This is a genomic window from Staphylococcus nepalensis (assembly GCF_002442935.1).
Lineage (GTDB): Bacteria > Bacillota > Bacilli > Staphylococcales > Staphylococcaceae > Staphylococcus > Staphylococcus nepalensis.
Genome location: NZ_CP017466.1, coordinates 535205 through 555575 on the forward strand (window position 1 = coordinate 535205; position 20371 = coordinate 555575).

General features: G+C 34.2%; 16 protein-coding genes. 9 read left to right on the forward strand and 7 right to left on the reverse strand.

The window, feature by feature from the left end:
• Positions 1-7 precede the first annotated feature (7 nt).
• On the forward strand, positions 8-1165 hold the full coding sequence (locus BJG89_RS02300) for an aminotransferase class I/II-fold pyridoxal phosphate-dependent enzyme (protein ID WP_096808352.1): 1158 nt from the start codon (positions 8-10) through the stop codon (positions 1163-1165).
• Positions 1166-1187: 22 nt separating this feature from the next.
• Entirely contained in the window at positions 1188-2186 is a 999-nt protein-coding gene (locus BJG89_RS02305) for a D-lactate dehydrogenase (protein WP_096808353.1), read from the forward strand.
• 190 nt (positions 2187-2376) lie between these two features.
• Here the strand turns inward: BJG89_RS02305 and copZ are convergent, their stop codons facing one another.
• The 3 genes from copZ to BJG89_RS02320 all read right to left on the reverse strand — a co-directional run bounded on the left by copZ (position 2377) and on the right by BJG89_RS02320 (position 6648).
• On the reverse strand, positions 2377-2583 hold the full coding sequence (copZ, locus tag BJG89_RS02310) for a copper chaperone CopZ (protein WP_096808354.1): 207 nt from the start codon (positions 2581-2583) through the stop codon (positions 2377-2379).
• 54 nt (positions 2584-2637) lie between these two features.
• Complete coding sequence (locus BJG89_RS02315; RefSeq protein WP_096808355.1) at positions 2638-5022, reverse strand: heavy metal translocating P-type ATPase; 2385 nt, start codon at positions 5020-5022, stop codon at positions 2638-2640.
• A gap of 174 nt (positions 5023-5196) precedes the next feature.
• Entirely contained in the window at positions 5197-6648 is a 1452-nt protein-coding gene (locus tag BJG89_RS02320; RefSeq protein ID WP_096808356.1) for a SulP family inorganic anion transporter, read from the reverse strand.
• Positions 6649-6881: 233 nt separating this feature from the next.
• Between BJG89_RS02320 and BJG89_RS02325 the strand changes: the two genes are divergently transcribed.
• The 3 genes from BJG89_RS02325 (at position 6882) to BJG89_RS02335 (ending at position 10730) form a co-directional block, all read left to right on the forward strand.
• A complete protein-coding gene (locus tag BJG89_RS02325; protein WP_096808357.1) occupies positions 6882-7643 on the forward strand; it encodes an ABC transporter ATP-binding protein in 762 nt (253 codons plus the stop codon).
• Positions 7633-9519: an ABC transporter permease gene (locus BJG89_RS02330; protein WP_096808358.1), complete on the forward strand. Its 1887-nt coding sequence runs from the start codon at positions 7633-7635 to the stop codon at positions 9517-9519. The genes BJG89_RS02325 and BJG89_RS02330 overlap by 11 nt, the downstream gene beginning before the upstream one ends.
• A 341-nt stretch (positions 9520-9860) precedes the next feature.
• On the forward strand, positions 9861-10730 hold the full coding sequence (locus BJG89_RS02335; RefSeq protein ID WP_096808359.1) for an SDR family oxidoreductase: 870 nt from the start codon (positions 9861-9863) through the stop codon (positions 10728-10730).
• Positions 10731-11357: 627 nt separating this feature from the next.
• Here the strand turns inward: BJG89_RS02335 and BJG89_RS02345 are convergent.
• Together BJG89_RS02345 and BJG89_RS02350 are read right to left on the reverse strand one after the other, a co-directional pair.
• Positions 11358-11564: a hypothetical protein gene (locus BJG89_RS02345; RefSeq protein WP_096808361.1), complete on the reverse strand. Its 207-nt coding sequence runs from the start codon at positions 11562-11564 to the stop codon at positions 11358-11360.
• Between the two features lie 146 nt (positions 11565-11710).
• Complete coding sequence (locus BJG89_RS02350; protein ID WP_096808362.1) at positions 11711-13132, reverse strand: SLC13 family permease; 1422 nt, start codon at positions 13130-13132, stop codon at positions 11711-11713.
• A 149-nt stretch (positions 13133-13281) separates the two neighbouring features.
• Here BJG89_RS02350 and BJG89_RS02355 point away from each other — a divergent pair, with 149 nt between their 5' ends.
• From BJG89_RS02355 to BJG89_RS02365, 3 genes are all read left to right on the forward strand, one after another.
• Positions 13282-14478, forward strand: a complete 1197-nt coding sequence (locus tag BJG89_RS02355) for a DUF819 family protein (RefSeq protein ID WP_096808363.1) — start codon at positions 13282-13284, stop codon at positions 14476-14478.
• A gap of 88 nt (positions 14479-14566) precedes the next feature.
• Complete coding sequence (locus BJG89_RS02360) at positions 14567-15130, forward strand: sugar O-acetyltransferase (RefSeq protein ID WP_096808364.1); 564 nt, start codon at positions 14567-14569, stop codon at positions 15128-15130.
• Positions 15131-15565: 435 nt separating this feature from the next.
• On the forward strand, positions 15566-16582 hold the full coding sequence (locus tag BJG89_RS02365; RefSeq protein ID WP_096808365.1) for a PTS sugar transporter subunit IIC: 1017 nt from the start codon (positions 15566-15568) through the stop codon (positions 16580-16582).
• Positions 16583-16785: 203 nt separating this feature from the next.
• Here the strand turns inward: BJG89_RS02365 and BJG89_RS02370 are convergent, their stop codons facing one another.
• Both BJG89_RS02370 and BJG89_RS02375 read right to left on the reverse strand, forming a co-directional pair.
• Entirely contained in the window at positions 16786-17571 is a 786-nt protein-coding gene (locus BJG89_RS02370; protein WP_096808366.1) for a putative hydro-lyase, read from the reverse strand.
• Between the two features lie 252 nt (positions 17572-17823).
• Positions 17824-19515 carry a BCCT family transporter gene (locus BJG89_RS02375; protein ID WP_096808367.1) on the reverse strand — a complete coding sequence of 564 codons (1692 nt, stop codon included), beginning with the start codon at positions 19513-19515 and terminating at the stop codon, positions 17824-17826.
• 185 nt (positions 19516-19700) lie between these two features.
• Between BJG89_RS02375 and BJG89_RS02380 the strand changes: the two genes are divergently transcribed.
• Positions 19701-20138, forward strand: coding sequence for a DUF4064 domain-containing protein (locus BJG89_RS02380; RefSeq protein ID WP_096808368.1), 438 nt, complete (start codon positions 19701-19703; stop codon positions 20136-20138).
• The last annotated feature ends 233 nt before the right edge of the window (positions 20139-20371 follow it).

A 20371-nucleotide genomic window follows, 5' to 3' on the forward strand; every position in this document is an offset into this window, starting at 1 on the left:
CTTTTTAATGGTAATGTCAGATCGATTAGCACAAATTCCAGATAGCTACTTTGGAAAAACAATGGGACGTACAATAGAACATGGCCCTTTACCATTGATTAATATGGCTGTAGGTATTCCTGATGGTGAAACGCCCAAAGGTATCCTTGATTGTTTTGCAGAAGCAATCCGAAAACCAGAAAATCAAAAATATGTAGCATTTCATGGCAAAGAAACATTTAAACAAGCCATTGTTGATTTTTATCAAAGACAGTTTGGTGTTGAACTAGATAAGGAAGATGAAGTTTGTATACTTTATGGTACAAAAAATGGATTAGTTGCTTTACCTACCTGTATAGTTAATCCAGGTGAAAATGTGCTCCTGCCTGATCCGGGTTATACAGATTATTTGGCAGGCGTACAATTAGCAGGTGCACAACCGCAGCCGCTGGTGTTAACGCCTCCTTATTATTTACCACAGTGGCATAACGTAGATACAGATGTTTTATTAAATACGCGCCTAGTTTACTTAACTTATCCTAATAATCCAACAGGCTCTGTTGCTACTAAAGATGTATTTGATGAAGCAATTGCACAATTTAAAGGAACTAAAACTAAGATTGTTCATGATTTTGCTTATGGTGCATTTGGTTTTGATCATAAAAACCCTAGCATTTTACAATCAGAAGGTGCTAAAGATTTAGCAGTAGAGGTCTTCTCTTTGTCTAAGGGATATAATATGTCAGGTTTCAGGGTGGGTTTTGCAGTAGGAAATAAAGATATAATCCAAGCGTTGAAAAAATATCAAACACATACGCATGCAGGTATGTTTGGTGCATTACAAGACGCAGCAACATTTGCTTTAAATCATTATGACGATTTTTTAGTGTATCAAAATGAAATTTTTAAAGCGCGTAGAGATAAATTTACAGCTAAATTAATTGAAGCGGGTATCCCGTTTGAACCGATGCAAGGTGGTATATTTTTATGGCTAAAAACGCCTGAAAATTATGATAGTGAACGTTTTGAGACTTATTTATTAAAAGAAAAGTCTATTTTAGTTGCGCCTGGTATACCATTTGGCGAACATGGGCGAGGTTATGTGCGTATTTCATTAGCAGTGGATGACGAGAGGTTAATGGAAGCGGCAGAGCGACTTCAATCTTTAAAACATCTTTATAAATAAGAAAGTGAGAGTGGAACAATTTATGACGAGTATTAAACTATTTGGTGTTAGAGAAGAAGATATACCCTTTATTAAAAATTGGGCAGAAAGCAATCAAGTTGAAGTAGATTTAGATAGCGATTTGTTGTCAGCAGAAACAGTAGATCGTATGAAAGGGTTTGATGGGCTGTCATTGTCGCAACAAATTGAATTAGATGAAGTAGTTTATAAGAAATTACATGATTATGGTATACAACAAATTGCACAGAGAAGCGCTGGATATGATAGCTATGATCTCGAGCTAGCCAATCAATATGGATTAGTTATAACAAATGTACCTTCATATTCTCCACATTCTATAGCAGAATATACTGTGTCACAAGCATTGAACTTAATCAGGAATTTTAATGATATTCAAAATAAAACTGCACAATATGATTTTAGGTGGCAACCGAGTATTATGTCACGCTCTATTAAAGATTTGAAAATCGCAATAATAGGCACGGGGCGAATTGGGTCTATTGTTGGAAAGATCTTTGCAGAGGGTTTTGGTTCAGAAGTATTGGCTTATGATATTGAACCTCAATCATCATGTGAGACTTATTTAACATACAAAGAAAGTATAAATGAAGCTATCAAAGACGCAGATATTGTCACAGTGCATATTCCTGCAACAGAGGACAATACATATTTATTTGATGCAGATTTATTTGCTCAAATGAAAACAGGTGCTGTGTTCGTCAATTGTGCACGTGGTATAATCGTTGATACACAAGCTCTTGTAGATGCATTAAATAGTGGGAAGCTAAAAGGTGCTGCATTGGATACTTATGAAGGTGAAAAAGGTTTGTTTCCAAGTGATCAACGCCATACGCAGTTAGATGATGAATTATTAATTAAATTGATTGAAAGACAAGATGTAATTATATCGCCGCATATTGCTTTCTATACGGATGCTGCGGTTGAAAATTTAATTGTCGATGCGTTGGATGCAACATTAGAAGTAATAAAAACAGGTGATAGTAAGTTTCGTGTGAATTAAAATATGAAGTGGGCGCAAGTACTTTAGCTCTTGTAAACTTTCTTTTGAGTTAATCACACTTATATATGGATTTCCGCTTTTGTACACCACTCTTCTAATCAACGAAGAGGGAGCGGGACAATGAAATCATCTTAGAAATTGTGATTTCTGTCTCGCTCCCTCTCATTATTTTCAGATAGAAATATAATTTTTATTTAGCGTCGTAACCTTGGTCTTCGATTGCCTCTTTCATGTTTGTCATGGAAACTTTATTATCATCATAATCGACTTTAACATTTCCGGCATCAAGATTTACATCAGCTGTTGATACACCGTCTAGGTTTGTAAGTGCAGATTCTACTGCATGTTTACAATGATCGCAGCTCATGCCCTCAACTTTAATTGTTTCTGTTGTCATATGAATCACCTCCTTAAATTAAAGGTATTATATAGTTATTATCACAAAGTTTGATTATAATCTCATTCGTTTTAATCTGAGTGAATTTGTTACAACGCTCACTGAACTTAAAGCCATAGCGGCACCAGCTACCCATGGTGCAAGTAAACCTAAAGCTGCAATAGGAATACCTGCGACGTTATAACCGAAAGCCCAAAATAAATTTTGTCTAATGTTACTTATAGTTGATTTACTCGCTTTGATTGCTTTCGGTATTAATAGTAACTCTCCGCCTAATATTGTAACATCCGCTGCTTCTATAGCTACTTCAGTACCAGTACCAATAGCAATGCCTATATCAGCTTGAACTAGGGCTGGAGCATCGTTAACCCCATCACCAACCATTGCAACAACCTTATTTTCATCTTGAAGTGATGTAATTTTTGAAGCTTTTTGTTCAGGCAATACTTCAGAAATAACTGAATCAATCCCAACTTGTTTAGCGATGGCTTGCGCTGTTCGTTCATTATCGCCTGTAAGCATCGTAACTGAAATACCTAATTCATGTAATTGTTTTATCGCTTCATTGGCAGAATCTTTGACCGTGTCAGCTACAGCTACAACACCTCGCAATGTTTGATTGATTGAAATTAACATAGCAGTTTTGCCTTCGTATTCATAATTCATTAAGTTATCTTCAGACATTGTTACATCAATGTGATAATCTGTCATTAATTTACGTGTTCCAATCAATATATCTTTTTTATTGATTGTTGCTTTGACACCGTGGCCAGGTATAGCTTCAAAAGATTCGGCATCTAATAGATTAACATCTTTATTATTTGCATAATTAACAATTGCTTCAGCTAATGGATGTTCTGAATCTTTTTCAGCACTTGCTAATAGTTGTAACGTTTCATCGTCACCGTCAAAGTCAGTCACAATTGGTTTACCGTTTGTGATGGTGCCGGTTTTATCTAGGACAACTGTATCTATTTGATGTGTACGCTCTATATGTTCGCCGCCTTTAAATAAAATACCATTTTCAGCAGCTTTACCAGTACCAACCATAATTGAAGTAGGTGTTGCAAGCCCTAAGGCACACGGACAAGCTATAACTAATACAGCAATTGCGGCTACAAGTGCAGGTTCAAATTGACCAGATTGTACAAAAGCAATCCAAATAATAAACGTGAGAATAGCGATACCGACAACAATAGGTACAAAATAACCAGAGATAATATCAGCTAAACGTTGAATAGGCGCTTTTGAACCTTGTGCTTCTTCTACTACTTTGATAATTGAAGATAGCGCTGTATCTTTGCCTACTTTAGTTGCTTCTATTGTAATAGAACCATTTTTATTCATAGTTGAGCCTATCACATTGTCATTTAATGTTTTTTCAATCGGTATAGATTCGCCAGTTAACATAGATTCATCAATCGCAGTCATGCCTTTGATAATTTGTCCATCAACTGGAATTTTTTCTCCTGGTTTAACTTGTATATGATCTCCAACAATAACTTCACTTAAAGGGACCATACGTTCCTCGCCGTTTCTGATTACACGAGCTTCCTTAGCTTGTAAACTTAATAACTCACTTAAAGCATTCGTGGTTTGCGTTTTAGCACGGCTTTCTAAATATTTACCAAATAAGATAAGTGTTATTAATACTGCACTAGTTTCAAAATATAAATGTGGCGTATAGTTTGAAGTAGCTAACCATTTTGCCATTTCGTAAATACTGTAAAAGAATGCAGCGCTAGTACCTAATGCAACTAATACATCCATATTAGCTGACCCATTTCTCAGGTTTTTATAAGCGCCTACGTAGAATTGCCAACCAATGATAAATTGAACAGGCGTAGCTAATATGAATTGAAACCATGGATTCATTAAAAGCCCTGGTAATGGTAGTCCGAATAAGTGGACAAACATTGTTAACAGTAAAGGTAGGGAGAGAATAGCTGAAATAATTAATTTATTCCGTTTTCCTTTTAATTCTTGTTCTTTTTGTGAATGTTTGGCTGAAGCTTCTTTTTTAGGTTGTGCATCGTAGCCGATATTTTGTATTTTTTTGATGAGATCATCAATAGAAGTCGCTTCAGGGTTATAAGCAATTGTTGCATTTTCAGTTGTCAGATTGACATTAGCTTGTTCAACACCATCAGTTCGATTGAGTACTTTCTCAATCCTATTTGAACATGCAGCACAAGTCATACCAATAACATCCAATTCAGTCTTTTCTGTTACTACATCGTAACCAGTGTCTTTGATTTTTTGAGTTAATGATTCTATGGAAGTAGTATCAGTATTATATGCAACGGTTGCTTTTTCTGTTGTCACATTGACGTTTGCTTCTACGCCATCCATTTTATTTAAATTCTTTTCGATACGATTTGCACACCCAGTACAAGTCATACCCGTTATACCTAATGTCGTTTTTTTCTTATTATCCATTACAGTGATTACCTCCTTTTACGATAAATATATATAGCATGATTAAATCTAAGCCATTTGTTAAATTTAATATACCCCCTATAGGTATAAAAGTCAACGTGTTTGTTCAAAATAAAATAAGCTAACACCAGAATGTATATAACAAACGATGCTAGCTTAGGATTTAAACCAAGCTTATATTAGATGTTGTTGATTGACCTTGCTGAGTTCGGAAACGATTTTACGACTATCTTTATTAAGGTGCTGTACATAGATAATATTATTTTTCTTTTTATAATTTTCTATTAAAGTATCTACTGCATTGACAGCTGAATCGTCCCATAAATGCGCTTGGCTAAAATCGAGATAAATCGTTTTATCTCGTAATTCTAAATCTAATTGGTTCATTAAGGAGTCGATAGACACAAAGAAAATTTGTCCTTCAATTTTATAATAGATGTGATGATCACGGGCTTCATATTGAACAGAGACATTTGATATCTTTGTAGCAAAACATAATGCACTGACGATAACACCTACAATGACGCCGAGCGCTAAATTACTTGTAAATAAAACGATAACCACTGTTAAAATCATCACAAATGCATCAGAACGCGGGGCTTTTTGTATAAATTTAAATGAACCCCAATTAAATGTACCTACAGAGACCATCACCATGATACCAGCTAGAATTGGCATTGGAATTTGGACAACCCAATCACCAAAGACCATAATCAAGATGATTAAAAACACACCTGCTGTGAATGTGGAAAGTCGTGTGGTTGCACCAGAACGCACATTAATAACCGACTGACCAATCATAGCACAACCACCCATTGCACCGAAAAAGCCTGTAATAAAGTTTGCTATACCTTGTCCACGAGCTTCTTGATTTTTGTTACTATAACTATCAGTCGCTTGATCGACGATACGTGAAGTTAATAAACTTTCTACAAGACCTACAATTGCCATTGATATAGAATAAGGAAATATAATTTTAAAAGTCTCCATATTAAATGGTACGTCAGGGATTAACAATTGCGGTAAGCTTTTTTTAATTTCCCCTAAATCTCCAACCGTTTTAACATCTGCACCAGTAACTAAATATGTAATAGTTAGTAAGACAATAGCAATCAAGGGTGCAGGTATACGATTGAAAACACGTGGCAATAAATAAATAATTAATAGCGTGATAATTACAAATAAGTATGTGGGTAATGAAATACCAAAGATATGTTTAAGTTGTGTCATAAATATCATTATAGCTAATGCGTTCACAAACCCAATCATCACAGAATTTGGAATGAATTTCATTAATCTGCCTACCTTTAACAAACCAAAGATAATTTGAATTACACCCATTAAAATGGTGGCAGCCAGTAAATATTGGACGCCATGATCTCGGACTAATGGCACAATTACTAAAGCAACAGCGCCAGTAGCAGCTGATATCATTGCGGGTCTGCCGCCAACGAATGAAATGACGACAGCGATGATAAACGATGCGTATAGACCGACCATCGGATCTACACCTGCAATAATAGAGAATGAAATTGCTTCAGGAATTAACGCAAGTGCTACAACGATACCTGCTAATATATTTGTTCCTGGAGCAGTGAGCCATTCTCTTTTTAATTTATTTAACATAATCTGTGCTCCTTTATTAAAAGTCAATTGTAATAGTATAGCACATAGCATAGTAAAAGTTTATAGCACTTTATACTAAAAATTTTTTAAAAATATAATTTATTGCTAAATAAAATGTGACAGTTTTGTCATTTGAAAAGCTATATTTGTTAGCACAATCAAACGAAAGTATAAAGTCGATACGTTATGATAGCAATATAAATAAAAGTTCAGTAATTAAAGGAGTGTCAAACATGTCCATTTTAAAAGTAGAAGGATTAACTAAAAATTATGGAAACAAACATAGAAAACAAGAAGTACTAAAAGGGATAGATTTCACAATCGAAAAAGGTGAATTCGTAACAATTATGGGACCATCTGGGTCAGGGAAAACGACATTACTGAATGTTATTAGCTCTATTGATTATATTACAAGTGGTACTGTAGAAATTAATGGCCATGAAATGAATAAAATGAGTAATAAAGCATTAGCAGATTTTCGTAAACGAGAGATAGGTTTTATTTTTCAAAACTATAGTGTACTGAATACATTAACAGTTAAAGAAAACATTATGCTTCCATTATCCATTCAAAAGCTATCTAAACAAGAAAAAGAACAGAATTATGATGAAGTAACGAAAGCATTAGGTATTAGCGAATTAGGTCATAAATATCCCACTGAAATATCTGGAGGGCAACAGCAACGTACTGCAGCGGCACGCGCTTCAGTACATAAACCAGCCATTATATTTGCAGATGAACCTACAGGCGCATTAGATTCTAAAAGTGCACAAGATTTATTAAATCGTCTAGAAGATTTAAATGAAAGTATCAATGCCACAATTGTTATGGTGACACATGATCCTGTAGCAGCGAGCTATTCCAATCGTGTCATTATGTTAAAAGATGGTGATATTCATTCCGAAATTTATCAAGGAGAAGATAGCAACCAAGCGTTTTATAAAAATATTATTCATATGCAAACTGCCTTAGGTGGTGTAACAAATGAGTTTTAATCAAATCGTCATAAAAAATTTAAGACAAAATATAAGACATTACGCCATGTACTTATTTTCATTAATTGTAAGCATTGTTCTATATTTTAGTTTTGTAACATTAAAATATACAGAAAGTATTAATAATGGTGATTCGCTAAAAACCATTCAAAAAGGTTCAGAAATTGGTGCAGTATTTTTATTCTTTATTATTGTCATATTTTTAATGTATGCTAACCAACTATTTATTAAACGTAGAACGAGAGAATTTGCTTTATATCAATTAATTGGTTTAACAAGAAGAAATATTATGCGTATGCTTCTAATTGAACAAGCAATCATGCTAATATGCACTGGCATCATAGGTATGATTATAGGTATATTTGGTTCGAAATTACTGTTGATGATCGTGCTTAAAGTGCTGAGCCTTGATACAAGCGTGTCGCTAACGTTTGAATTTGCAGCTGTTATGCAGACATTGATGCTCATCGCAATATCGTTTGTATTAATATTAATACAAAGTTTTATTTTTTTACGTAAACGTAGCATTTTGACGATGATGAATGATAGCGCGCAAACAGAAATGACAAAGTCTAAAATTACAGTGTTTGAAGTCATTTCAGGTGTGCTCGGGATAGTAATGATAGGTTTTGGATATTACATGTCTACGGAAATGTTTGGTAAATTTATGGATCTATTAGTATTTACACCGTTTATCATTTTGTTTTTAACGGTTGTAGGGGCATATCTATTTTTCCGTAGCTCAGTATCGCTTATTTTTAAGACGTTGAAGCGTTCAAAAAAAGGAAATGTTTCTATAACAGATGTTGTATTCACTTCTTCTATTATGCATAGAATGAAAAAAAACGCATTGTCACTGACGATTATTGCGACAATTTCCGCAGTTACTGTAACGGTTTTATGTTTTGGTGCTATTAGTAAATCAACTATAGATGAAAATGTAGCATTGACAGCGCCGCATGATTTAAATTTTACCGATAGTAAAAAGTCAGCGCAATTTGAACATAAATTACAACAATCCAATATTGACGTTAAGAAAGATTATAAGGAAATAACACGTTCTGAAGTACTGGAAGATCAAGTATTTCAAAAGACCAGCATGAGTAGTATCCGTGACATATCTATAACAAGTAATGAATATTTTAATGATAAAGCAATATCTGGTAATAAAGCCAAATTAATTAATTTAGCAGCTGGAAGCGGTGTTGTAAAATATGAACTAAATAAAGATATTCAGTTAAAAGGTCATGGTAAAGAAACATTTGAAGTTATTGATGATAGTGAAGAAACTGAATTTATGGCTCAAGTAAGCTATGGTGGACCTGTATTGTTAGTTAGTCCAGAGAAATATGATGCGCTTAAACACTACGGCGAAGATACAAAACAACAGTATGGTTATGATGTGAAACATCAATCAGATTTGACTAAAGCGACCAAAATTGCCCAATCTATTGATTCAAACATACAACCAAAAGAAATGGTAAAACAACAATTAAATGAAAGTATCGGTATTCTGTTATTTGTAACTTCATTTTTAGGTTTAGCATTTTTAGTAGCAGCTGGGTGTATTATTTATATTAAGCAAATGGATGAAACAGAGGATGAAATACCCAATTTTCGTATTTTAAGAAAAATTGGTTACACGCATCAAGATATGTTAAAAGGACTCGGACTCAAAATTATCTTTAATTTTGGATTGCCATTGGTTGTTTCCTTATTGCATGCGTATTTTGCGGCAAAGGCATTTATGGGATTATATAATACTGCTAATATGACGCCAGTTTATGTTGTAATGGTTATATATTCAGTCATTTATTGTATATTTGCGATAATGTCCTTTATTCATTCAAGTCGAATTGTGAAACACTCAATATAAAATTGGAACCAATTTCATCATAAGAAATAGTGAAATTCGAAAGCTGATGGAGCGTATCATTTTTTAATAAGATTCGCTCCATTTTTTGTTGAATATAAATGGGATTGAAAACATGGCGTTCGTACATTTGTATTTGAATATGGCTATTGCTAACAGCCATATTCAAATCTAGGTTACGACTTTATATTGTTAACTTACTTCTATTTTAAAGTAGTGACATTTAGCTTATTAGCAACCATTTTTAGCATAAGGGTGGTATCTGCTACTATCTCTTATGTTTGTTTGAGATAATTCATGGGAACTGTTAAATGATGGGAGTAATAAAATATGGAGGTAATGCGATGAATTTAATAGAATTTCATAAACAAATTAAAGGCTATACTCAAAATAGACAACCTGGCATTCAAAAAGATATGGAACCACAGCCGCTAACAGAAATGGAAAATTATAAAAGTGGCGGTAAATTAGTTGGTAAAGTTGCTTTAATTACAGGTGGTGACTCTGGTATTGGTCGTTCTGTCGCTATTTTGTTTGCGAGAGAAGGCGCAAATGTTGCTATAGGTTATTACGACGAACATGAGGATGCACAAAATGTAGTTGATAATTTGAAATCAATAGGTGTATCAGCAAAAGCATATGCACATGATCTAAAGGAAGTAGAAGCATCTAAAGAACTCATTAATAAAGTTGTAAATGATTTTGGGGGTTTGAATATCCTAGTAAATAACGGTGGCGTTCAATTTCCTCAAGATAACTTCCAAGAAATCACTCCAGAACAAGTTAAAGAAACATTTGAAACGAATATTTTTGGTATGATGTTTTTATCACAAGCGGCAGTGCCACATTTAAAAGACGGAGATGCTATTATTAATACCACAAGTGTCACAGCATATAGAGGTTCAGCGCATCTTATAGATTATTCAGCTACAAAAGGCGCCATAGTAGCTTTTACACGATCTTTAGCTACTACGCTTATGGAGCAAGGCATACGTGTGAATGCAGTTGCGCCAGGTCCGATATACACACCGCTGATTCCAGCTACATTCTCAGAAGAAAAAGTAGCACATCAAGGTGAAGATACACCAATGGGCAGACGTGGCCAACCAGCAGAACTTGCGCCATCTTATGTGTTTTTAGCATCTTATGCAGATAGTTCTTATATTACAGGTCAAGTGATTCATGTTAATGGTGGTGACTATACTACTTCTTAATAAAAAAGCGGGCGAGGCTTCAACACTTCTGACTAAAAACAAACGCCAATTTCTATTGAACAAATATAGAAGTTGACGTTTTCTTTGGTTTTGTGAAATTTTGTAGCTCATTGAACTACTATTTTCTTAAATCCAGTTTTGCGTATTGAAAAAATTAATATTATATTTTTTAGTTTTAACTTTAAGAAATAAACTGTATATGATTAAAGGAATTCTATTAAATTTATCTATGGCGTGTAATCTACAACATAGCATTGATGGCGACACACCTATAGAAAGATCATACATCTCGAGGCTACGGACTCAAGACGTACCTAAAGTAAGGGAGCAAAATGATACGAAGTATTGGTATAAAATGAACCCCAAAAAGATTTCTAACTTAAGATATCTTTTTGGGGCTGAACTGTGGGATTCACCCGAGCCTCTTAAATATGATATAGGCGGCATATAAGTAAACTTACACAAATCTTTTATAGCGTTATTATCTCAACGCTCACTTTTAGAGTAGTAGATATAAATCATGTTTTGCTCTCTGAAAAAGTATTGGTTAATTGCCTTTATATTATATAAAGATAGTAATATATTTAATATTAAGAAACATATTTATATAAATGAATCGCTTTTGTGTTAAAAGAAATCAGCAGGGATGAAATCATCTACACTTATATTTTTAAATGAGTCAAAGTTAACATTTTCGATATTTTGCAGTATTTCACCATCTTTAAATTGTTGGTAATAATGCTTTGTTTCTGCTGCGACGTCATGTTCTTGGAACGTTTTTATCGCACCTAGTATAATTAAGATAGCTATGGCGCCTTTAATTATTGTTTTCATAATAAATGACTCCTTTTGATGATTATATATATATTATAATAGAAATTTTAATTGATGACATACGTCTATAGTATTTATAAATCATCGTACCTTAGTAGTATATATCAATCAAAGTAGTCCATTTTATAGTATATCTTAAATGGTAGTTAGAGACCGAAAGCAATCGGCAACCAGAAGTAAGCAAAGAATGATATGACAATAATTGTAAATATATTGAGGATAAACCCTGCTTTTACCATATCTTTCATTTCTAACTCATCTGAACTAAACACGGCTGCGTTGGGCGGTGTTGAAATTGGCAACATAAAAGCGCAAGTTGATGAAACTGCAACAATCCCCATAATAATAAATGGATCTTGACTAATAGCTGCAGCGAACCCAATACTAATTGGCATTAACATATTTGAAACTGCAGTGTTGGACATTACTTCTGTGAGGAATAAGATACCAGTAGTAAGCACGATAACAATTAAAATTAATGGCAGTGGTTTTACAATACCTAACATACCACCGAACCACTTGGTCAGTCCAGAATCTTCGAATGCAGCTGCTAATGAAAGGCCGCCTCCAAATAATAGTAATATACCCCAGGGCAGTTTGTTCATATCATCCCAAACGAGTAAGCCGCCCTTATGTGTTTTGGCTGGAATTAAGAACAATAGTACTGCGCCTGTCATTGCAATCACTGTATCAGATAAATGTAGAGAAGTAGGAAGCAAGCCGCCTCCAATCCATAATACACTCACAAATAAAAATACAATGCCAGTTAATTTTTCTTCTAAGCGCATTGGTCCTAAATCATGTAAAGATTTCCTAGCGAAATCAGAAGATATTTTGTCTGCATCTTCAATTTTAAATAGCCATTTTGTCACTAAAAAATATAATATAAAAAGTAAAATAATCGTCAATGGCAAGGCGAAAACCATCCATTGCCCAAATGAAACTGTTCTGTCTAGACTTGACGATGCGATGGCTGCGAATACTGCGTTTGGAACTGAACCAATCAAAGTAGCTAAGCCACCAATTGAAGCAGAATAGGCTACTGTAAGCAACAGTGCCTTACCAAATTTATGTGCTGACTCGGGTTTTAAAAATTGTGCATCTTTAATTTCTTGGATTAAGGCTAATGCAATAGGTAACATCATTAAAGCCGTTGCAGCATTTGAAATCCACATCGAGATAAATGCTGTTGCAATCATCGTTCCTAAAATAATACGATTACTGTTAGAACCCATCATAGCAATAATGGTCATTGCAATACGTTTATGTAAATTCCATTTTTCAATCGCTAATGCAATAATAAAACCACCCATATACATAAAAACAATTGGGTCAGCATATGCGCTTGCAGCTACCGTTTCATTTGTACCTCCACTTAAAGGTAGTAAGATAAGTGGGATTAATGATGTAGCTGGTATTGGAATAGCTTCTGTAATCCACCATGTTGCGACAAAAAGTGTTACAGCAAGCACAGCTCTAGGCGCATCGTCTAAATCTGTAATACTTGGGACAAAGTAAAAAATTAAAAAGAGCAATGGTCCTAGTATCAAACCAATCTTTTGTTTCATAGAAATTTCCCCCTTGTTTGTACCCTTGCAATAGTAAGAATACCAATTCAGAAAAGCTATGACAATTTATTTTTCAGAAAATTGAAACAAGTATTATAATTATTGTTAGAATAAGTGAACAGATTAGAAATATAAAAGGGAGTGATTTTATGGAACTTGGTACAATCGTAGCCAAAGATGATATTTGGGTGTTGTGGGCAATTATCATTGTGTGGGCTACAGTGAGTTTGTTTTTAGAGCAACGTTATCAGTGGGCAAGTACTATATCGGGAGCCATTATAGCGTTAGTCGGTGCGATGTTACTTTCTAATTTTAAAGTAATTCCAACAAGTTCTCCAGTTTACGATACAGTGTGGGATTATGTTGTACCTCTATCGATACCATTGTTACTTTTTAGTTCTAATATTTTAAAGATTTGGAAAGAAAGTCGTCGGTTATTATTTATTTTTTTAATTGCTTCTGTAGGCACTATGATTGGAACTACCGTAGCATTTATCATTCTGAACCATTCGGTGCCATATTTATCTAAACTAGGCGCAATGATGACAGGCAGCTATATAGGTGGTGGCGTGAATTTTGCTGCTTTAAGCTCTAAATTAGAGGCGCCGAGTGATATGATATCATCTACTGTCGTAGCAGATAATAGTGTTATGGCACTATATTTTTTATTATTAATCGCCATACCATCCATACCATATATTAAAAAACATTTTAATACACAATATGGCGGTAAAGATACTTCAGGATCTCAACAAGCATTTTGGCAACCTAAAAAAATCCAATTGTTAGATATTGCATTTTCTTTAGCTATAGCCATTGCAATCGTTGCTGTTAGTTTTAAGTTTTCAGAATTTATTCAACATGTGGTCCCGCAAAGCAATGTGTGGTTGGTAATACTAGTATCATTTTTTGGCGATTTTTATCTGTTACTTACTACTTTAACATTGGTGGTAGTTGCTATATGGGGCGATTTCTTTGAAAAATTAGCTGGTGCATCTGAAATTGGCACATTCCTCATTTATATTTTCTTTGTAGTCATCGGGACACCTGCTTCATTTGTAACGATTATCAAAACAGCGCCATTGCTTTTTATCTTTGTAATTATCATTTTAATTTTTAATTTAGGTTTAAGTTTAATGTTGGGAAAATTATTGAAATTTAATGTAGAAGAGATTTTGCTAGCGAGCAATGCAACAGCTGGTGGACCAACTACTGCTGCGGCCTTAGCTATAGGTAAGGGATGGACTAGTTTAGTGGGACCAATCTTAATTATTGGAACGTTAGGTTACGTGATTGGCAATTATGCTGGTACATTAATGTATCAATGGCTTAGTTATCTTGCTTAGTGCTATGAGGTGAGTGTGTTGACGGTGTATTAGTGAGATAGATATAGTAAGAATACTAGAAATATAACTCATGTTTGGAGGCGCTATTATGACTGAAAAAGACAAAATGCTAGCAGGTGAATGGTATGATGCTAATTATGATGAGGATTTAGAGAAAGAAAGAAGCAAAGCGAACGATTTATGTTTTGAATTGAACCAAACGAAACCAAGTAATAAAGAAAAACGTCATGCTATTTTGAAAGAATTATTAAATGATGAACCTAATCATTTAGAATTACTGAGCCCATTTTATACTGATTATGGCTATAATACATTTTTAGGAAAACACGTATTTATTAATCATGATTGTTATTTTATGGATGGTGGTAAAATCTTTATCGGTGACCATGTTTTTATTGGGCCTAAATGTGGCTTTTATACAGCAATACACCCATTAAATTATCAAGATAGAAATATTGGTTTAGAACAGGCCTTGCCTATACATATCGGAGACAATGTTTGGATAGGAGCAAATGTGATTGTTTTGCCGGGAGTGACGATTGGTAATGGCGCAGTGATAGGTGCTGGAAGTACAGTAACTAAAGATATCCCAAGTAATGTATTAGCAGTGGGTTCTCCAGCTAAGCCAATTAAGACGATTGATAATGAATAAAATTGCTATATACCTTAAGTTAAATAATGAAAAATATATCACTTGATTAGGATGGTAGTGAGGACAGTCCGGGGCATAAATAGATGTCTCGGACTGTTTAACTATATTGAAATTAGAGAGAGTGGGATGAAAAGCGTTTTAGTTAATAAAAAAGAAAGAACGAAAAATTGTGTAAAATTTTAAAATAAATTAAATCTATTTTAAAAAATGTTCCGCGGAGCTTAAATTAAATATAATAAAATTGTTCGGAATATAATAAAAATTTATGTTAGAATATATAGATATGGAAATTGGTAAGGTTAGATTTTTGTGAGTTATAATATTTTTGTATGTACTTGTTATAAATAGATTTGATAGCCTTATTTGAAATGGGTTGAACTATTAATTTCCACAAATTTAACGTATCAGTAGTTCAAAGGAAGAGGAGAATTATTCATGGACATTTTAATAGGGACCTTGTTTTTAATAATAGTCTTAGTATTATTTACATTATTTACATATCGTGCTCCTAACGGTATGCGTGCCATGGGGGCGTTAGCGAATGCAGCGATAGCCACATTTTTAGTTGAAGCTTTCCATAAGTATGTTGGTGGCGATTTGTTTGGGATTCAATTTTTAGGTGATCTCGGTGATGCAGCTGGAGGTCTAGGTGGCGTCGCAGCAGCTGGTTTAGTTGCCTTGGCTATAGGTGTTTCACCAGTCTATGCTTTAGTGATTGCAGCAGCTTGTGGCGGTTTAGATTTAATACCGGGATTTGTCGCAGGTTATGCAATTGGTTATTTAATGAAATTTGCAGAAGATAAAGTACCAGATGGCGTAGATTTAATTGTGGGTATTTTAATTATTGCTCCGTTGGCAAGATTGGTCGCAACAGTGATTACACCATTAGTTAACAATTCATTACTGAAGATTGGTGATATTATTCAAAGTTCTACAGAGATTAATCCAATTATTATGGGTCTCATACTAGGTGGCGTAATTACAGTGGTCGGCACAGCGCCTTTAAGTTCGATGGCGTTAACTGCATTATTAGGATTAACAGGCATGCCAATGGCTATTGCGGCAATGGTTTCATTTTCATCGTCCTTTATTAACGGTACGATGTTTAATAAATTAAAACTTGGAGATCGTAAATCTAGGATTGCAGTTTGTATTGAGCCATTATCACAAGCCGATGTCGTTTCTGCGAATCCAGTCCCAGTATACACAGCAAACTTTATTGGAGGTGCTTTAGCAGGGGCAGTTATTGCTTCATCTGGCATGATCAATGATGCTACCGGAACGGCAACGCCACTTGCAGGTTTCCTTGTTATGTTTGGGTTCAATGATCCGATGAAAATAATTATCTATGGTGTAATTGTAGGTATTATAGGGTTAATTGTAGGTTATGCATGTTCCGTTTGGTTTAAGAATTATCCAATTGTTACAAAAGAGGATATTGAAGCACGTTAAAATTAAGTATAGTCAAAATCAAAGCATGTCATCAAGATTTTTAAAATTACTTATGACTGACGTAAAATGGATACATGAAGTGCATTTTATAAAAAACAAATGATTATAGAAAAATAGGAGCGCGAGCATATAGAGCCAAATGGGTTTTGTGACATCTATATGCCCGCGTTTTTTATAATAATTAATTAACTTTGTATATAGGTTTAATCACTTAATTGGCTATCTGGTACATCAGTGATAAACATGTGTCCAGGTGCATGTGTAACCATTAATTCGGGCTTAGCGTCTAGAGCAACAGATTGTGGTGTTACACCACATCCCCAAAATACAGGGACCTCATTTTCTTTAATCGTAACAGGTTCTCCAAAGTCAGGTTGAGTGATGTTTTCAATGCCAATTTCTGATGGGTCACCGATATGAATAGGTGTGCCATGAACATTTTTGAAATGTGTCGTAATTTCAGTTGCTTTTATGGCTTGTTGCATGGTCATCGGTCTCATACTTACGGTGATATTTCCTGAAAATTGGCCGCTTGGCGCTGCTGGAATGTTTGTCACATACATCGGTACATTATGTTCTTCTTCAATGTGACGGATTGGAAGCCCAGCTTCTAATAAGGCATGTTCAAAGGTGAAACTACAACCAATCAAGAAGCTTACCATATCGTCATTAAATAAATGTTTAATATTGACCGGGGATTCTACTAATTCTCCATAACGATATACTCTATATTGAGCAACTTCGCTAGTTATATTAGCGTTTTTACCATAAAAAGGAAAATGCGTAGATCCTTTTTCAGATACGTCTAAAAGTGGGCATGTTTTAGGGTTCCTAAAACAAAATTTTAAAAAGTCATACACGTAAGCAGATGGTAATATGACTACATTTGCTTGAATATAACCTTTAGCCATGCCACTTGTATGACCTGTGAGTGTACCTTCACTTATCAATTTCCTTAATGTACTTGGATGTTCTGTTTGTAAATTCATCAAGTGTGCCTCCCATTCATTTGGATATAGATATATTTTAGCAAAAATTAAACGATAAGTTGTATAAATACTTCTGAATATTGTGCGAATTCAAAAAATGATTATAGAAGAGAAACTAATTTTGTTTTCACTTCTACAATCACAATATTGAGTTATAAGGTCGAGCAGAACTTTATTAATCATATCACTGATAATGGCTCAATTTATTTTTGCCATCGTGTATTATCAATAATTTTTAAATGCGTTGTTAATTTAATCGTCTTTATTTTTTGAGTGATTACTCTCGTTTTTGTGATTAGGTTTATCATCTTTAACGTTTGCTTGTTCTACTGAATGATGATCATTATGGGTTGGGTTTTTACGTTCACGTTCTTCTAATGGTATAGAGTAATCCTTATCATCATCGATATAAGTCATTTTAAAATGTTCTGTTGGTTCTCTTCGTAAGGCACGCATTAGGGAGAAAATCATAAGCAACAGAATAAGTGAGAAAGGTAAACCAGTAACCACAGAGGCTGTTTGTAAACTTGTTAGACCGCCTGCAATTGTCATAGCGACTGATATGGCACCAATCAATATACCCCAAACAATTTTATGCTTAATTTTAGGATTTGCAATACCACCAGTAGCCATACCAGCAACGATATGGGTAGTAGAGTCAGCGCTTGTAATGATAAATATAAAAATAAGTGCAATCGCTAAAGCACTAGTTATATCAGCAATAGGAAATTTAGATAGCAATTCAAACAGAGCAACGGTATAGTCTTTATCAACAATATTTGCGATGTTATCGTTACTAGTTAATGCAATTTTAACTGCTGTGCCCCCAAAGCCTGCAATCCATGTAAAAGAAATTAAAGGGGGGATAATTAATACACCAATGACGAATTCTCTGATAGTTCTACCACGTGAGACACGAGCTACAAATCCGCCTATAAATGGAGACCAAGAGATAACCCAAGCCCAATAAAAGACAGTCCATTGTTGTATCCAGCCATTATCTCCTGTATACGGACTAATTCTTAAACTATATTCAACGAAATGACGTAAGTAATCACCGACCGCTAATGTATACGATTCTAAAATGAATTTAAAATCTCCGAATATAAATATAAAGATAAGTAATATTGCGCCTAAACCGATGTTGACATTGCTTAACCACTTAACCCCTCTATTGAGGCCTGTAACAGCTGAGGTCAAAAAGATAGCGACCATTAAAATAGTAATGGATATTTTTGTTATATTATTATTCGGTACATTAAAGACATGATGGAGCCCACCACTAATTTGCATAATACCTAGACCAATTGATGTAGCTATCCCCATAACAGTAGCTATGATGGCTAATATATCTATCACGTTTCTGTATGGGCGTTTATAAGATTCACCAAATACGGGTTCCATTGCAGTTGAAATAAGGCCATTACGTTTTTTTCGAAATTGAAAATAGGCCACTGTTAAACCAGCAATCGCAAATATAGACCACTGTGAAATTCCCCAGTGGAAGAAAGTATAACCCATAGCAACACGGGCAGATTCTGCAGATTCATCAGGTGTTTTACCAGGAAATGGTGAATGTAAATAATGTGTTAATGGTTCGGCTACTCCCCAAAAAACAATGCCGACGCCTAAACCAGCTGAAAAAAGCATGCCAATCCAAGACATCATTGAAAATTCTGGAGCTTCATTATCATTACCCAATTTAAAACGACCATAGCGTGAAACAGCTAAAGCAATTAAAAAGATATCTAAAATAAAAATAATTACTAAGAACAGCCAACCAAAATGATTCGCTATATAATCGTAAACTTGTTGTGCATGTGTTCCGAAAACCGTAGGAAAACTTCCTGCGATTACAGTAATTATGACAATGATTGCTACGGATATCATATAAACAAGATTCCGATGTTTTTTCTTTCTGTCGTATGCATTCTTGTCATTCATAATAGTATTAAATCATCCCTTTGTTTTTATTTATATTAAGCAATTACCCTAACATCATAACTGTATTCGCTTAAAATTTTGTAAATATATTTTAAATATTATACTATAGGGTAGGCCAACGTGAATAATTTGTATAGTGTTGGGTATACAACCTATGAAAATAGATGTTTTTAAGGAGGTTAAATATGAAGCGAACTGTGGAAAAAGTATTGGCTTGGTTAGGTATTCTCATACAGTTTGTAGTTATTTTTTTAATGGCCATTGCAGCGCCATTTTTAAATGATGAGAGTTATAAAAGTTCGTTGATGCGTTCGGTCGAAAACCAAGATATAATCCGTGACAACTTAACGCAAACAGAGACTTCGCAATTGCTAGATAACATAAGTCAGTTATTTATCATCGCTTTAGGGACTGTTATTATAACGACAATTCTAGCACTCATATTTGTATTGTTAATTAATAAGTTACCTAAAACAGTTGGCGTTATACTTGTATTACTAGCTATTGTAACTGTATTTACTTTAAATCTGCTCACGGCATTATTATGGCTTATCGCTGGAATTATATTATTAGTTAGACAGCCAAATAAAAAGAGTAAATCCAAAAAAATACATAAGAAATAGGTGAATTATACTTTCTACATGATCCTATTATAAGTAAATAAGTTATGAAGTAGTTAGTTTAGTCATAGACATATTTTGGAAATAAGTTGAAAACACTTTCGTTACAACCATGTTGCTGGACTGAAATTAAACGAAAGTGTTTTTTAAATACAGTTATTATAATAAATCATTCTGACAGGGAATAAGGTAGTTTGTATATGAAGAAAAAGGACGTTTCACCCATGAAATAAGAA

Bases quoted from the DNA above. Each gene is read 5' to 3' on its own strand.
- BJG89_RS02300 (WP_096808352.1), top strand. From the start codon at position 8: ATGGTAATGTCAGATCGATTAGCACAAATTCCAGATAGCTACTTTGGA.
- BJG89_RS02305 (WP_096808353.1), top strand. From the start codon at position 1,188: ATGACGAGTATTAAACTATTTGGTGTTAGAGAAGAAGATATACCCTTT.
- copZ (WP_096808354.1), bottom strand. From the start codon at position 2,583: ATGACAACAGAAACAATTAAAGTTGAGGGCATGAGCTGCGATCATTGT.
- BJG89_RS02315 (WP_096808355.1), bottom strand. From the start codon at position 5,022: ATGGATAATAAGAAAAAAACGACATTAGGTATAACGGGTATGACTTGT.
- BJG89_RS02320 (WP_096808356.1), bottom strand. From the start codon at position 6,648: ATGTTAAATAAATTAAAAAGAGAATGGCTCACTGCTCCAGGAACAAAT.
- BJG89_RS02325 (WP_096808357.1), top strand. From the start codon at position 6,882: ATGTCCATTTTAAAAGTAGAAGGATTAACTAAAAATTATGGAAACAAA.
- BJG89_RS02330 (WP_096808358.1), top strand. From the start codon at position 7,633: ATGAGTTTTAATCAAATCGTCATAAAAAATTTAAGACAAAATATAAGA.
- BJG89_RS02335 (WP_096808359.1), top strand. From the start codon at position 9,861: ATGAATTTAATAGAATTTCATAAACAAATTAAAGGCTATACTCAAAAT.
- BJG89_RS02345 (WP_096808361.1), bottom strand. From the start codon at position 11,564: ATGAAAACAATAATTAAAGGCGCCATAGCTATCTTAATTATACTAGGT.
- BJG89_RS02350 (WP_096808362.1), bottom strand. From the start codon at position 13,132: ATGAAACAAAAGATTGGTTTGATACTAGGACCATTGCTCTTTTTAATT.
- BJG89_RS02355 (WP_096808363.1), top strand. From the start codon at position 13,282: ATGGAACTTGGTACAATCGTAGCCAAAGATGATATTTGGGTGTTGTGG.
- BJG89_RS02360 (WP_096808364.1), top strand. From the start codon at position 14,567: ATGACTGAAAAAGACAAAATGCTAGCAGGTGAATGGTATGATGCTAAT.
- BJG89_RS02365 (WP_096808365.1), top strand. From the start codon at position 15,566: ATGGACATTTTAATAGGGACCTTGTTTTTAATAATAGTCTTAGTATTA.
- BJG89_RS02370 (WP_096808366.1), bottom strand. From the start codon at position 17,571: ATGAATTTACAAACAGAACATCCAAGTACATTAAGGAAATTGATAAGT.
- BJG89_RS02375 (WP_096808367.1), bottom strand. From the start codon at position 19,515: ATGAATGACAAGAATGCATACGACAGAAAGAAAAAACATCGGAATCTT.
- BJG89_RS02380 (WP_096808368.1), top strand. From the start codon at position 19,701: ATGAAGCGAACTGTGGAAAAAGTATTGGCTTGGTTAGGTATTCTCATA.